The sequence below is a fragment of the Bradyrhizobium sp. USDA 4449 genome (assembly GCF_054056275.1).
The window spans coordinates 2,041,734-2,056,583 of record NZ_JBSRYD010000001.1; the positions used below are offsets into that span (position 1 = coordinate 2,041,734).

Below are 14,850 nucleotides of genomic sequence, written 5' to 3' on the forward strand. Positions count from 1 at the left end.
CGATGGACCAAAACATGACACTTCTCGCATCGTTTATCCGCCGCACCGAGCTGACATCGACGGGCAATAGGATGCCTTAGCGGCCCTCGTCAGCCTCCTCGATGGCCCTGATGATCAGTTCGCGGTGCTCGCGCATGACCTGAAGATTGGCCTCGAAGACCCTCATGGTCTCCTCTGCAAGCTTCGTGTCTTGCCCGTTGCAACGCAAGCTCGCGATCAAGGCCACTTGCTCCCTGACCACACGTTCAGCTTTTGCTACGTGTTTATCGGCAACAGATAGATGTTGCCTCTCAAGAAAACGCCGCTCGCCTGCAGCCTTCCTCTTTATGCTGGCCGCTGTTTGCATCTCAAAGCTGTAGTGCTGAGGCGATGGCTTTTTGATCTCATGCTGGGTGATCTTCGGGATTTTGGGTCGAGGATTATCACAAAGCACTTTGCGGCCCAGAACGATGGCCGCCCGCGCCAAAGCCAAATGACGCGCCTCTAGCTCTTTCTCGAATCGGGAAAGACGGAAAATTCGGACAGCGGGCAACATAGCAACGCTCCCGACGTGCAGGCGGGCGCGTGACCCGTCTCCCTGTTAACGGGACACGATCAACCGCCGTTTGCGAAGGCATTCTACTGGAACCGGTACACTCTAGACCAGAGGCGGATGGGGCTGGCTGCTCTCTTGCGGCGCCTTCGCCGGAACGGCACCCCCCTTCCAACGTTATCCGCCATGGCACAAGATGGTGAGACACTCTTCGCACGTGCCCAAGCCGCTATACTGCGTTCCAAGCAATTAGCGGAGGCTATTTCTGCATCGCACAAGCGCCTGCTGGAACAGATTGCCGCAAGACGAGCGGTGCGCTTCAATCCCGCTGATCGGAAGATGGGGTATCCGCAGGATTTTCCTGAAAAGCGCCCTGCCTTTCAGGGTTTTTCGGCCCAAGATGACGATAATGAGATCTAGTGCTTGCGGCGCGAACGATAGTTGCTCTCACCTCACGGGCCGCCCTTCTGGCTCGTACTAGGTGCTCTATCGCCTCTTCCTTGACGCGATAGCCGTCCTCAATAGCCCGGTCGGCCCGCTTGAGCAGATCATCCATCACTGCAAAAGGCGCCGCGGAATAGATCGTTCCTATTCCGGGTAGGGACGAGGATTGCTCCCCGCCCCACCTTCCTCAAGTCCATGGTGGGTCATTCTCGACTGAGCGAGCCGATCCTGTTGCCATCTGATGTCCGCTCCTGCATCGCTGGACGATGACAACTGCTGAGGGCGATTGACTCGGACACGTCACTGGTACACAACGCGGCCTCGACGGTTCGAAAACCTGAGTGATTTCAAGGCCTGCGGTCGCGAAACGCCCAATCCTTTCCTGGGCACCATTTGTCCCTTGGGGCGCAGTCCCAAGGTCGGCAGCGGGGCTCCGTCGGTAGTGCCAATGCGCCCGATGCGCAACAATGTTGCGGTATCAATCCAGGAATCGATTTGCGCTTCGTAAGCCGCCCCTCTTTCATTGCCGCGGCGATGGCAACATTGGTCTCGACGGGTCCGTGAGGATCAGGATTCCGCTCGCCAAAGGGGCTCGAGACGATGGCAACGCGCGGCATCTTTTGATGCAACTGGGTCCTGACCCGGCAGCGCCTGAGGGTCGACTATCCGATGTCACGTAATGTACGCGAGGTCAGACCGTAGAATTTCAGATGAACCCGATTCATCTGCTCGACTGACCCGAAGCCGCATCTGGCCGCAACCGTCTTGAGCGGCAAAGTCGAGGTCCGAAGATGGTGACGTGCCGTATCGGCACGAAGCCGTTTGACCGTCTCGGCGGGCGGCACACCGATCAGCGTTCGATATTTGCGTGCGAATGTTCGCTCGCTCATGCCCGCCTGCGCCGCAAGCACGGGAACGCTCAGGTCGCGGCTGATATTGCCCAAGATCCACTGGTGAAGCTTCGCAAAGGCTCCCGCCTTTTCGTGGTCAATGGTCTCGATGAATTCGCTGAATTGCGACTGGTTGCCGGGTCGCTTGACGTAGAGGACCATCCACTTGGCCGTGACTGCGGCGGCTGCTTCGCCGTGATCGTCAGCGACGAGCGCGAGCGCGAGGTCGATGCCGGCGCTTACGCCTGCGGAACTCCAGATTTTGCCGTCGCGCACATAGATGGCATCGCGGTCGATGGTGACATCGTGGAAGTTCCGTTGGAGCTTGTCGCAATCGGCCCAATGCGTTGTCGCTCGCTTGCCCGCAAGCAGCCCGGCCCGCGCAAGCACGCGTGCACCGTTGCAAACGGAGCAGATCCGCTCCGCCTCGTCCATGTGGCTCCGCAACCAGTCGATCAGGAGGAGGTCCTGCGACGCGGCTTCAACGCCCTTTCCTCCGACCACCATAACCGTCGTTCTGGGCATCAACGCGGACGGCAAAGGCTCAGCCTCGATCGAAAGTGACAAGGAGCCCTGCACCCGAGTGGGACCGGACGACACGACGGAGACCCGGTAATCGATCGGCAGCCCTGTTGCGGCATCCCGCGCATGTTCGCTCGCCGAAAGGAACACCTGCATCGGGCCGGCGAGATCGAGCACTTGGAAGCGCTCAAACGCCAGAAAGACAATATGCCGAGGGGTTGCCGAGGCCGGTGTGAGCATTGGCAGGAAATACGAGAAGTTTGGCAAATATGCCAGTCGCAATCGGCGTAATTCGGATCAGGCTTGAACCGAGCGAGGATGGAAGATGATCTACGAGTTGCGCACCTATCGCACCCTGCCGGACCGGATGCCGGCACTGCTGAAGCGTTTTGAGACGCGGACACTGAAGATTTGGCAGCGGCTGGGCATTCGCCAGCTTGGCTTTTGGCGGACCACGGTCGGACCGTCACACCTTGATCTCGTCTACATCCTTGTCTGGGACTCGCTCGCGGAGCGGGAGCGTCTGTGGGGTGCCTTCGTGGCGGACCCCGAATGGCAGGAGGTCGCCGCTACCTCGGAGGTCGACGGGCCGATCCTCGCGAATATCTCGAGCTCCTTCATGAGCCCCACGAGCTTCTCGGCCCTGCAATAACAGTGGCCTCGGACGGGAGCGTATCGTCTGCGATGTCTCCGGAGCCATCGTCGTGAGGGACACCGGATTCGGTCCCCATCGAGCTGCTTCCAATCATCGGAGCTGGCCGGACGGCGATATCGACATCGCCGCCACGCGGGGGACCGGCTCTCACACCACCCGCTTCCCCGTTCTCTCCGCCACCGATTTCTGCACGAAATACATCGCGACCAGCGTGATAACATTGGTCATGACGACGACGTATCCGATCCGCTCGAAATGGAGCAGAGAGCCGTCGGGTTGCTGCGAGATGATCGCGGCCGCGAGCACCGAGCCGAGGCCGCCGGAGAGCTGTTGCAGCGAGGCGCTGACCGCGCTGAACGAGCCGCGCTGGCTCTGGTCGGGGATCGCCGACATCAGCGCCTGCGACGGGATCATGCGCGAGAAGATACCGACGAACAGCAGCACGTTGACGGCGATCGCGGTCACCAGCGAGACATGGCCGAGATGGGTGTAGATCAGGACCATCAGGACGGTCATCACGCAGCCGAACACGAAAGTCGGGTATTTGCCGAAGGCGTCGCTGGCGCGGCCGACCATCGGGCCCGTGACGATGCTGAACAGGCCGGAAACCAGATAGATCGTCGGCAGATGCACGATGTCGATGCCGACATTGTTCACGGTGAAGGCGCTGGAGAACGGCATCAGCATGTAGCCGCCGGTCGCCAGCAATGTCGTGACCGAGAAAGCCAGCGTGTAGCGCGGCTCAAACATGGTGGCGGCCAGATGGTGGAACGGATTTCGGTCCTGCTTCAGCTTCAGATGCGCGTCGACCGGCTCCATGGCGAAGGCGATGATGGCGATCGCCAGGATCGACAGGCCGACGATGGCAAAGAAGCAGACATGCCAGCTCCAGTGGTTGGCGAGAAACAGCCCCGCCGGCACGCCAAGCACCTGGCTCGCCGCAAAGGCGGTCTGGACGAAACCCATCACACGGCCGCGCAAATGCAGCGCGAACAGATCGGTGACGATGGCGAGCACGATCGAGCCGATCACGCCGCCGAACAAGCCGGTCACGATGCGGCCGAGCAGCAGCACGTGGTAATTTTGCGCGAATGCGCAGAGCGCGGTGCCGAGCGTGAAGCCGACATAGAAGAACAGCAGCAGGCGCTTGCGGTCGAAGCGATCGGCAAAGCCGGCGGCCAGGATGCCCGACAATCCTGCGCTGAACGCGTAGGCCGACACCGCGACGCCGAATTGCCCGGCCGTGATGTCGAGCGAGGGCATCATGATGGCGCCGAGCGGCGACATGATGATGAAGTCGAGGATGATGGTGAACTGCGCGAACGCGAGCAGCGCCACGAGAAGCGACTGGTAGCGCGTAAAGCCGCGCTGGCGTTCCTGCTGATCGTCGATCGGCGCGGCGAGCGTCTGGTCTGTCATGGCACCTGAGGCTGTGGTGGGAAGCTGGGCTCAGATGGGGTGCCCGCCGCCGATTACCACCGGCACGAGCCTCATGTTCCGCTGGTATATTCCGCGCGCTCCGGATTGTGGGATCCGTGCAACAGCCGGCCACGGGCTTCCCCGCCGGCCGAATTAAGCCGCTTTTAGCCAATGCCGCCTAGGCTCGCGGCCGTCCTTTTCCCGCTTCCTCCCCCAGTCCCTGGGCCGGCCGTGTCGCGGCAAGTCGGAGCGTTTTCGGATGGAGCAGCCAGCCTGGCAGTACGATCGGAGTGAGGCCGTGCCGGATTCTGTCCCGCCGCCGGCTCGCACGCTCATGATCGATCTCGAAGGCGCCCTGCTGCGCTCGGACTTGCTGATGGAGGCGCTGTTCTCGGCCCCTGCCCGCATGCTGGCGCGCTTCGGCGCGCGCGGACGTCCGGGCGTGGCTGTTCTCGCGGAGGTTCTGTCACGCGCGAAGCTCGACCACGCCCATCTGCCCTATGACGCCGATGTGCTGAACCGGGCGCTGGCGGCGCGGGCGCGGGGGGCGAAGATTTATCTGGTCGCGGGCCGCTTCCCCGATCAGGCCGCCGGCATTTCGGCGCATCTCGGCTTCGACGGGGTCGTGACCCCTGCTGATCTTGCCGCCGGCGACAATCTGCCGTTCGACCGCGCTGCGGTCGAGCGCATCGACCACGTCGATCGTGATCGCGCCAGTCTTCGCACCTGGGCGAAAGCGCTGCGCCTCTATCAATACGCCAAGAACACGCTGGTGTTCGTGCCCGTTCTCACCGCGCATCAGGTGAACATCGCGACACTCGGCGCCACCTTGCTGGCATTCCTGGCGTTCTCGGCCTGTGCGTCGGGCGCCTATCTGATGAACGATCTGCTCGATCTCGCCGCCGATCGCCAGCATCCGACCAAGCGCCACCGCGCGCTGGCCGCGGGGACGTTGCCGATCTCGTCGGCGCTGGCGGCGATCCCGGTGCTGTGGCTGTTCGCCTTCGGGGCCAGTCTTTGCATCTCCTCGACGTTCCTCGGCGTGCTCGTCGCCTATCTCCTCACCACCATCGCCTATTCGCTGGTGCTCAAGCGCAAGATGCTGGTCGACGTCGTCACGCTCGCCGGCCTCTATTGCCTGCGCATCGTCGCCGGCGCGGTCGCGGCCGGCGTCATGCTGTCGGAATGGCTGATGGTGTTCTCGCTGTTCGTGTTCACCTCGCTCGCGTTGATCAAGCGCTTCAGCGAGCTCAGCCTGCGCCAGGGCGAAGGCCTCGCCGCTCCCTCCAACCGCGACTACCGCATCAGCGACCTCCACATCATCGCCGCGATGGCGGCGGCGAGCGCCATGAATGCCGTGACGGTGTTTGCGCTCTACGTCTCGTCCACGGCGGTGACGCCGCTCTACAGCCGCCCATGGCTGCTGTGGCTGCTCGCGCCGCTGCTGCTCTACTGGTTCGGCCGGGCCCTGATGATCGCGCATCGCCGCGAGATGCCCGACGACCCCATCATCTACGCCTTCCGCGACGGCGCCAGCCGCACCACGGTTGCGGCGATGGTCTGCATCATGCTTGCGGCGATCTGAGCCATCGCTGCTTGCGCAGGTCCCCCCCAGGGGCTAAATCGCGGACCATCCGAAGAGCTTACGATACCGACGCGACCGATTCGACTGAGGGTTTGAAACGCCATGACCGTACGCCTGCATCGCGGCGACCTGCCTGACCTCTCCCGCTACACCGGCGCGGTGGCGATCGACACCGAAACCATGGGGTTGAACCCGCACCGCGACCGGCTCTGCGTGGTCCAGCTTTCGCCCGGCGACGGCAGCGCCGACGTGGTGCAGATCCCCAAGGGTCACATCGATGCGCCGAACCTGAAGGCGCTGCTGGCCAACCCCGGCATCACGAAAATCTTCCATTTCGCCCGCTTCGATGTCGCTGTGCTGTACCAGAGCTTCGGTGTCATGACCGGGCCGATCTACTGCACCAAGATCGCCTCCCGCCTGACTCGCACCTATACCGATCGCCACGGCCTCAAGGACCTCGTGCGCGAGGTGCTCAATGTCGACCTCTCCAAGCAGCAGCAATCCAGCGATTGGGGGTCCGACAGCCTGACCGAGCCGCAGCTCGCTTACGCCGCCTCCGACGTGCTGCACCTGCATGCCCTGCGTGAGCGGCTCGATGCGATGCTGGTCCGGGAGGGCCGCACCCAGCTGGCCATGGCCTGTTTCGACTTCCTGCCGACCCGCGCCCTGCTCGACCTGCAGGGCTGGGAGGAAGAGGACATTTTCGCGCATTCCTGAGCCGTTGACGCGGAGCATGACCCGGGCCGCCGCCCCGTTTCGGACACTTTCCTGCGGCCAGTCGCAGGCTGCATATTCCTGAGGTCGCGGGTACAATGGGGCGCCCGCGATTGGAGCCATCTGACCAGGCAAGCGATGCCCCCGGAGCAGCGGTGAACTCGGCCCAGTTTCCCATCTACGACGCCGCGCTCGCGGCGAAGTTTGCCCAGGCGGCGCGCCACAGCCGCCTGGTGCGGATTCTGCGCATCGCGGTGCCGGCGACGGTGGTTCTGGCCATGGCCTCGATCGTCGCGGTCTCGACCTTCCTCAACCCCTTCACCATGATCCCCGTGAAGGTCGATTCCGGAAACATGGTGGTGACCGGGACCAAGATCACGATGGAAACGCCGCACCTTTCCGGTTTCACCCCGGATCAGCGGCCCTACGAGCTCTGGGCCAAAACCGCCACGCAGGACATCACCGACCCCGACCATGTCGACCTCAACGCCCTGCGCGCCAAGGTGCTGATGGAAGATCAATCGACGGTGTTCCTCGATGCCCGCACCGGCCGCTTCGACAACAAGCAGCAGCAGCTCGATCTGCACAAGGACATCTTCCTGCGCACCTCCACCGGTTATGAGGCGCGGCTGAACTCGGCCTTTGTCGACATGAACAAGGGCACGGTTTCCTCGGATGAGCATGTCGACGTCAAATTGACCAACGGCACGCTGACCGCGGACAGGCTGCGGATCACCGGAGGCGGTGAGGTCGTTCGTTTCGAAGGCAATGTCGTGATGCATCTGGACAAGATCAGCACGGATGAGCCCGCTCCCGCGCCGGTCGAGCCGCCCCCGCCACCAGCGGCGAAATCCCGGAGCAAGTCCGGCAACGCAAGATGATTTTGATGACTCATTTTTCTTCGCGTCACGACACCAGGCGTCACGCCATCGTCGCGGCGATGGCGCTTGCCGGCGCCGCGCTGATCACGGCGGGTGCTGCCGTCGCGCAAAGCACGATGCAAGGCGTGCCCAATGCGATGCAGGGCTTTTCGCAGAATCGCGATCAGCCGATCCAGATCGAGGCCGCCTCGCTCGAGATGCGCGACAAGAAGAAGGAAGCCACCTTCTCGGGCAATGTGAAGGTCGTGCAGGGCGACACCACCATGACCTCGAAGACGCTGGTGGTGTTCTACGAATCCTCTGGCGACAAGCAGGCCGCGCCGCAGACGGCTCCAACCGCGGCGCCGGCCAAGGGTCAGAAGAGCGCGCCGCCGATGCAGGCGGCGGCGCCGGGCCCCGGCGGCGCCTCGTCGATCAAGCGGCTGGAAGCGCGCGGCAATGTCGTCGTCACCCAGAAGGACCAGGTGGTGACCGGCGAGACCGCCGTGTTCGACACCAAGACCAACCTCATCACCATGCTGGGTGGGTCCGGGGGCCAGGTGGTTCTGACCCAATGCCAGAACGTGTTGCGCGGCGACCGCCTCATGGTCGACATGACCACCGGCGTTTCGCGGGTGGAATCCGACAGCGGCAAGGTGCAGGGCCTGTTCATCCAGTCCCAGGGCGGCGGGAACGGCAAATGCGGAACGCCCGTGGCTCCGGGCGCGGGTTCGCCTCTGCAACTGCCCGGTGGAAGTAAACAGAAGTGAATTCAATCACTTGTCGCTGATGCTGATGATCCGAGGTTGAAGCGTGCCCGGTGAGGCTGTATCTAGCGCGCAGGGCTTTCGAAGCGGGGTCGGCCGCTTTTCGGGCGTGTTTCACTGGGCATGAGACATCCCTTCACTCACGCTGCGTCGGCGAATCGAATTGCTGGCGTGGCAGATTGCGTGAATGTCGCGCAGAATCCGTAGAAGGCTGGAAGGCGGGGATGGTCGATCTGTTCAGCATGTTCCGTCGTCGCCCCGCCAAGCGCGGCCCGCGGGGATTCGCCCGTCGGGACATCACGGCGCTCGGGGACAGCATCGGCGGGCTGGTGGCGAGTCCTGTCAGGGATGCGCCGCCGCTTGCCCGTGACCAGCCCATTCAGGCCTCGGACCCCTATGGCCTCGAGGCTCCGCCGCGGCCGCGGCCAGCGGTTGCTCAACCGCCTAAGGCCAGGCCCGCCGCCCAGTCCAACGGCACGGGCGGACCGCAGCTGTTGCGGCGGCCGGGCTTCCTGGCTGTGCATAGCGTGGAAAAGAGTTTCGGCAGCCGCCAGGTCGTGCGCGGCGTCAGCATTTATGTCCGGCGCGGCGAAGCGGTCGGCCTGCTCGGCCCGAACGGCGCCGGCAAGACCACCGTGTTCTACATGATCACAGGCCTGATCAAGGCCGATCGCGGCGCGATCGAGCTCGACGGCCACGACGTCACCAAGCTGCCGATGTATCAGCGCGCGCGCCTCGGCATCGGCTACCTGCCGCAGGAAGCCTCGATCTTTCGCGGCCTCACCGTCGAGCAGAACATCCGTGCCGTGCTCGAAGTGGTCGAGCCCTCGCGCAAGGAACGCGAGCAGCAGCTCGACGCGCTGCTCGACGAATTCAACATCACGCGCCTGCGGAAATCGCCGTCGATCGCATTGTCCGGCGGTGAGCGTCGCCGCGTCGAGATCGCGCGCGCGCTGGCCACGCGTCCGAACTACATGCTGCTCGACGAGCCCTTCGCCGGCATCGATCCGATCGCGGTCGGCGACATTCAGGACCTCGTCCGCCACCTCACCAATCGCGGCATCGGCGTGCTGATCACCGACCACAATGTGCGCGAGACGCTCGGCCTCACCGATCGCGCCTATATCGTCTATGCCGGTGAGATCCTGACCGAGGGAAGCCCGGACGAGATCGTCGCGGATCCCGATGTTCGCCGGCTTTACCTTGGCGAGGAATTCCGCCTCTAGCCGTTTTTTCCGTCTCGTCAAGGCGTGTACATCGGGCCGGGACTAAGATAAGCAAGAATCGGACCAATTTTGGGAACGGTTCTTGTTAGATGGCGCTTTCGCAGAGATTAGAGTTCCGGCAATCGCAGTCGCTGGTCATGACGCCGCAGTTGATGCAGGCGATCAAGCTGCTGCAATTGTCCAATCTCGATCTCACGACCTTCGTGGAGGAGGAGCTCGAGCGTAATCCCCTGCTGGAGCGGGCCAATGACGAGGCTCCCGGCGGCGACGCCGCGGCCGAGGCCGCCCGGTTCAGCGACACCGATGGCGACGAATCAGGCAGCCAGGGAGACGGTCTCGGCGGCGACGACGGCTTCGGCGGTGGCGGCGACGCCTTCGAACCCGGCCAGGAAGAATGGATGAGCAAGGATCTCGGCACCCGCGCCGAGATCGAGCAGACCCTGGATACGGGCCTGGACAACGTGTTCTCCGAGGAGCCCGCCGAGGCGGCGGCACGCAACGCCCAGGACGTCGCGCCGACGACCTATACCGAGTGGGGCGGCGGCGCCTCGGGTGACGAGGACTACAATCTCGAGGCTTTCGTCGCGGCCGAGATGACGCTGTCCGACCACCTTGCCGAGCAGCTCTCGGTCGCCTTCACAGGCGCGGCGCAGCGCATGATCGGGCAGTATCTGATCGACCTCGTCGACGAGGCCGGCTATCTGCCGCCCGATCTCGGCCAGGCCGCCGAGCGGCTTGGCGCAACGCAAGAGGACGTCGAGGGCGTCCTTGCCGTGCTGCAGAAATTCGATCCGCCCGGCGTCTGCGCGCGCAATTTGAGCGAATGCCTGGCGATCCAGCTCCGCGAGCTCGACCGCTACGATCCCGCGATGCAGGCCCTCGTCGAGCATCTCGATCTCCTCGCCAAGCGCGACATCGCCGCCTTGCGCAAGCTCTGCGGCGTCGACGACGAGGACATCGCCGACATGATCGGCGAGATCAGGCGCCTCAATCCCAAGCCCGGCATGAAGTTCGGCTCGGCGCGGCTTCAGACCGTGGTGCCCGACGTCTATGTCCGGCCGGGTCCTGACGGCGGCTGGCATGTCGAGCTCAACAGCGACACCCTGCCGCGCGTGCTGGTGAACCAGACCTACTATTCCGAGCTGTCGAAGAAGATCGGCAAGGACGGCGACAAGTCGTATTTCACCGACGCGCTGCAGAACGCGACCTGGCTGGTGCGCGCGCTCGACCAGCGCGCCCGCACCATCCTGAAAGTCGCGACCGAGATCGTGCGCCAGCAGGACGGCTTCTTCACCCACGGTGTCGCGCATCTGCGGCCGCTGAATCTGAAAGCCGTCGCCGACGCCATCCAGATGCATGAATCCACGGTGTCGCGCGTCACCGCCAACAAATACATGGCGACAAATCGCGGCACATTCGAGTTGAAATATTTCTTCACGGCCTCGATCGCGTCCGCCGACGGCGGGGAGGCGCACTCGGCCGAGGCCGTGCGTCACCACATCAAGCAGCTGATCGATTCGGAAGAGCCGTCCGCGATCCTGTCGGATGATACCATCGTGGAACGATTGCGCGCCTCGGGCATTGATATTGCCCGCCGCACGGTCGCGAAGTACCGCGAAGCCATGCGCATTCCGTCCTCGGTGCAACGCCGTCGCGACAAGCAGAGCGCTCTTGGTAACGTCCTTTCCACCCCGATGTCCGATCGCTCTCGCAACACCGAACCGGCCTGATTGCGCTGGCACAGAATCGCGCTACTCTCATTCTCCCATCGCGACCGATCCAAGCACGCGCATGATCCGGAAAGGTGTACAGCGGTTTTCCCTGCCGACAAACGCCGTAGGCGTCTGCGGGGAGATCATGCGCAGGGGAACGACCCCAGCTCCGATGCCGCGTCATCGGAGCTGGCCGATTGAACCAAGCGAGGCATCACATGACTCTTCGGATCTCGGGCAAGAGCGTTAGCGTCGGCGAGGCCCTTCGCGGCCGCGTCACCGATCGGACGGAAGAGGTCCTGCGTAAATATTTCGACGGCAATTATTCCGGCCACATCACGCTCAGCAAGGACGGGTTAGGCTTCCGCACCGACTGTGCGCTGCATCTCGATTCCGGAATTACGCTGGAGGCCGATTCGAACGCGCAGGACGCCTATGCCAGTGCCGACCAGGCGCTGATCATGATCGAGAAGCGGCTCAAGCGCTACAAGAGCCGGCTCAAGGACCGCTCGGCCCGCAAGGCCCATGTCGCCTCCGCGGCGCTGGCCGCGCTGGATGCCACGGCTTACGTCCTGGAGGCGCCGGGCGAAGGCGACGACGAGGACGAAATCACCGGCTACAACCCCGTGATCATCGCAGAGGCCACGACATCGCTGAAGCGGCTCTCGGTCAGCGAGGCAGTCATGGAACTCGACCTCAGTGGGGCGCCCTGTCTGGTATTCCAGCATGGTTCCTCGGGCCGGGTGAACATCATTTATCGCCGGGCCGACGGCAATGTTGGCTGGATTGATCCGCCGGGTGACAAATCGGGCGGCTAGACCGGCGAAAGGGCACTCCCGTATCAACCACAGGCCTTAACAATGACGGGGGCAAAGCCGCACGCGGGAGTTGGCACCGGGATTGCGTTGGAGTAGAAGCGCCCCACATCAGGATCGGGGCTAAGTCCCCCTCCTGCTTCACCTTCTTGACGCCGGCCGGGCTCGGTTCAATCGAGGCGGCCAATTCGGAACCTGACGGTTTAACTCACCTCGGAAACCTTCCATGCCGATTACCGATCTGGTCGCACCCGAGGCGATTCTCCCGGCATTGAAGGTCAACAGCAAGAAGCAGGCGCTGCAAGAGCTCGCGGCCAAGGCTGCCGAGCTGACCGGACAAAACGAACGCTCGGTGTTCGAGGTGCTGCTCCAGCGCGAGAAGCTCGGCACCACCGCGGTCGGCTACGGCGTCGCCATTCCCCACGGCAAGCTGCCCAAGCTCGAGAAGATCTTCGGCCTGTTCGCCCGCCTCGATCGCCCGATCGATTTCGAGGCGATGGACGGCCAGCCGGTCGATCTCGTCTTCCTGCTGCTCGCCCCTGAAGGCGCCGGCGCCGATCATTTGAAGGCGCTGGCCCGCATCGCCCGCCTGCTGCGCGACCAGGACATCGCCAAGAAGCTCCGCGCCTCGCGCGACGCCCAGGCGATCTATTCGGTGCTGGCCCTGCCGCCGGCCAGCGCGGCCTGATCTCTCCCTTCTACATCGAACGTTAGCCCCGGCACCTGCGACTTATGTCACGGCGGGGCCGCGAAGCGGTCCGCGAGGCTTCTCCTCGTGCGGACCCGCATCCTGCGAACGGCATGGATTCGATGCGGAGATCTTGAATCATGAGATGCGGTTCGACAGTGCGCGTCTTCGCTGTGCTTTGCACCGTCACGATGGTCGTGACGAGCATGGCCCGTGCCGACGAGGCGTCGAACGATCGCATCATCGCGGAAACATCCGGAATCATCGCGGCCGACCAGGGCAATGCCGCGGCTTATGAGAAGCGCGGCGAAGCCTATTTCGGCAAGCGCGACAGGGACCATGCCTTCGAGGATTGCAGTGCGGCGATCCGGCTGGATCCGAATTTCGCGCGGGCCTACCAGTGCCGCGGGCGCGCTTACTCCGTCAAAGGCGACCGCGATCGCGCGCTGGCCGATTTCAACGAGGCCATTCGCCTCGATCCGAGCTACGGACCGCCTTACACCTGGCGCGGTATCGAATATTACAACAGGCGCGAATTCGATCTGGCGATCACGCATCTCACCGAGGCGATCGAGCGCAATCCCGCGCAGGCGTATCTTGCCCTCATAAGCCGGGGCGAATCGTATGCCGCGAAGGACGATAACGACCATGCCGTCGCCGATTACGAGGAGGCGATGCGTCGTAACCCTGCTGCCGCCTGGCCCTACGAGCTGCGGAGCCTGATCCGTTTCAACAGGGGCGAGATCGACGCCAGTCTCGACGATTGCGGTACCGCGGTTCGCCTGGAGCCCAACAGCGCCGGCGGCCACTATTGCCGGGCCACCGTCCTCCTCAAAAAGGGCGATACCGAGAACGCCATCAGGGAGCTTGATGACGTCATCAGGTTCAGCCCGACTTTCGAAAAGGCATATTTCGTCCGCGCCGCGGCCTGGCGCAAGAAGGGCGATGATCGTCGCGCCATCGCCGACATGGATCAAGGCATCCGGCTTCAGCCGGGAAATTCGATGGCCTGGCAAAACCGCGCAAGCACGTATCGCGATCTCGGAGACAACACCCGCGCGCTCGCCGACTATGCGGAGGCGCTGCGGCTGGATCCTGCAAACCGGATCGCCCTGGTCAATCGCGCCCTCCTCTATATGACGCTGTCCGACCGCAAACATGCGCGCGAGGATTTCAACAGCGTGCTCGCGCTGCCGCCGAACGACAAATGGGCCTACGACACCGCGCGCGAAGGGCTTGGGTTTCTGAAGTGATGCGGGAGTGGGCGCGAGCTCCCGCCTCGCACTTCGTCATTGCGGAGCGCAGGCGCCGCCTGCGCGCGTCAGCACACCGTCGGCAGCAGGCGCCGGACTTCGTCGAGCAGTTCGGGAATCGCCGTCTTGTCGGCCGCGAGATGCTTGAGCAGCGCACTCTGGAATAGACCGTCGAACAGCGCATAGAGGGCGGCGGGCGACGACACCGGTCGCTTGCCGCCGAGCTCGGCGTAGCGCGATGCGATGCGCCAGATCATCGACTCCAGGTTCTTGTCGATCTCGAGCACGTCCTTGCGAAACGCCGCCTCGAACATCGCCTGCGAACGCAAATCGTACCAAAGCCGGTGCATGCGGGCTTCGTTCTGCAGCGTGGCCGCAAGCTTGGCGAGGAAACCTTCCGTCAATTCGTCGCGGCTCGTCGCTGTTGCGACGACCTCGTCATATCGGGTCACGCACTTCGCCTTGTAGTGGCGGACGCAGCAGCAGATCAGGTCCAGCTTGTCGCTGAAATAATAGTGGAACACGCCGTGCGTGAACGCCGAGTTCTGCGCGATCTCGCGCAGGCTGGTGCGTGCGAAGCCGAGCTCTCCAAGCGTTTCGAGCGCGGCTTCGGCGAGCTCGATGCGCCGTGCGTTGAACTTCTCGTCGCGCAGCACCTCGGCCGCTTCAGCCACACGCCGGGCCGCGCCCGTCACCTGCCGCGCCATCTCGTTCCTTCCCCAGTCCCATTCTTTCAACGACTTATGCCGGCTCGACCGCCTGACAACT

At 63.6% G+C, this 14,850-nt stretch carries 15 protein-coding genes; 11 read left to right on the forward strand and 4 right to left on the reverse strand.

Translation table 11 applies throughout. The features are described from left to right. Positions 1–76 precede the first annotated feature (76 nt). Positions 77–535, reverse strand: a complete 459-nt coding sequence (locus tag ACVIIW_RS09755; RefSeq protein WP_456700539.1) for a hypothetical protein — start codon at positions 533–535, stop codon at positions 77–79. A 183-nt stretch (positions 536–718) separates the two neighbouring features. On the opposite strand from ACVIIW_RS09755, the gene ACVIIW_RS09760 reads away from it, so the two are divergent. Then, a complete protein-coding gene (locus ACVIIW_RS09760) occupies positions 719–952 on the forward strand; it encodes a hypothetical protein (RefSeq protein WP_456700540.1) in 234 nt (77 codons plus the stop codon). 686 nt (positions 953–1,638) lie between these two features. Here ACVIIW_RS09760 and ACVIIW_RS09765 read toward each other — a convergent pair. After that, positions 1,639–2,628: a GlxA family transcriptional regulator gene (locus ACVIIW_RS09765; RefSeq protein ID WP_456700541.1), complete on the reverse strand. Its 990-nt coding sequence runs from the start codon at positions 2,626–2,628 to the stop codon at positions 1,639–1,641. A gap of 85 nt (positions 2,629–2,713) precedes the next feature. On the opposite strand from ACVIIW_RS09765, the gene ACVIIW_RS09770 reads away from it, so the two are divergent. After that, on the forward strand, positions 2,714–3,040 hold the full coding sequence (locus ACVIIW_RS09770; RefSeq protein ID WP_456700542.1) for an NIPSNAP family protein: 327 nt from the start codon (positions 2,714–2,716) through the stop codon (positions 3,038–3,040). Positions 3,041–3,190: 150 nt separating this feature from the next. On the opposite strand, the gene ACVIIW_RS09775 is transcribed toward ACVIIW_RS09770, so the two are convergent. Continuing rightward, complete coding sequence (locus tag ACVIIW_RS09775) at positions 3,191–4,462, reverse strand: MFS transporter (protein WP_456700543.1); 1,272 nt, start codon at positions 4,460–4,462, stop codon at positions 3,191–3,193. Between the two features lie 298 nt (positions 4,463–4,760). On the opposite strand from ACVIIW_RS09775, the gene ACVIIW_RS09780 reads away from it, so the two are divergent. The 9 genes from ACVIIW_RS09780 (at position 4,761) to ACVIIW_RS09820 (ending at position 14,082) form a co-directional block, all read left to right on the forward strand. After that, positions 4,761–6,047, forward strand: a complete 1,287-nt coding sequence (locus ACVIIW_RS09780; RefSeq protein WP_456700544.1) for a UbiA family prenyltransferase — start codon at positions 4,761–4,763, stop codon at positions 6,045–6,047. Positions 6,048–6,149: 102 nt separating this feature from the next. After that, positions 6,150–6,764, forward strand: a complete 615-nt coding sequence (locus ACVIIW_RS09785) for a ribonuclease D (RefSeq protein WP_456700545.1) — start codon at positions 6,150–6,152, stop codon at positions 6,762–6,764. 152 nt (positions 6,765–6,916) lie between these two features. Beyond that, complete coding sequence (gene lptC, locus ACVIIW_RS09790; RefSeq protein ID WP_456700546.1) at positions 6,917–7,642, forward strand: LPS export ABC transporter periplasmic protein LptC; 726 nt, start codon at positions 6,917–6,919, stop codon at positions 7,640–7,642. After that, positions 7,639–8,391, forward strand: a complete 753-nt coding sequence (locus ACVIIW_RS09795; protein WP_456700547.1) for an LptA/OstA family protein — start codon at positions 7,639–7,641, stop codon at positions 8,389–8,391. Before lptC ends, ACVIIW_RS09795 begins: the two co-directional genes overlap by 4 nt. Before the next feature lie 221 nt (positions 8,392–8,612). After that, entirely contained in the window at positions 8,613–9,614 is a 1,002-nt protein-coding gene (lptB, locus tag ACVIIW_RS09800; protein ID WP_456700548.1) for an LPS export ABC transporter ATP-binding protein, read from the forward strand. An 89-nt stretch (positions 9,615–9,703) separates the two neighbouring features. Then, positions 9,704–11,344 (forward strand): RNA polymerase factor sigma-54, encoded by a 1,641-nt coding sequence (rpoN, locus tag ACVIIW_RS09805; RefSeq protein WP_456700549.1) that lies wholly within the window; start codon positions 9,704–9,706, stop codon positions 11,342–11,344. A 200-nt stretch (positions 11,345–11,544) separates the two neighbouring features. After that, positions 11,545–12,144: a ribosome hibernation-promoting factor, HPF/YfiA family gene (gene hpf / locus ACVIIW_RS09810; protein WP_456700550.1), complete on the forward strand. Its 600-nt coding sequence runs from the start codon at positions 11,545–11,547 to the stop codon at positions 12,142–12,144. Between the two features lie 223 nt (positions 12,145–12,367). Next, complete coding sequence (ptsN, locus tag ACVIIW_RS09815; RefSeq protein ID WP_027528272.1) at positions 12,368–12,829, forward strand: PTS IIA-like nitrogen regulatory protein PtsN; 462 nt, start codon at positions 12,368–12,370, stop codon at positions 12,827–12,829. Positions 12,830–13,035: 206 nt separating this feature from the next. Further along, complete coding sequence (locus tag ACVIIW_RS09820) at positions 13,036–14,082, forward strand: tetratricopeptide repeat protein (protein WP_456700551.1); 1,047 nt, start codon at positions 13,036–13,038, stop codon at positions 14,080–14,082. Positions 14,083–14,150: 68 nt separating this feature from the next. Here the strand turns inward: ACVIIW_RS09820 and ACVIIW_RS09825 are convergent, their stop codons facing one another. Beyond that, positions 14,151–14,789 (reverse strand): TetR/AcrR family transcriptional regulator, encoded by a 639-nt coding sequence (locus ACVIIW_RS09825; RefSeq protein WP_456700552.1) that lies wholly within the window; start codon positions 14,787–14,789, stop codon positions 14,151–14,153. Between the last annotated feature and the right edge of the window lie 61 nt (positions 14,790–14,850).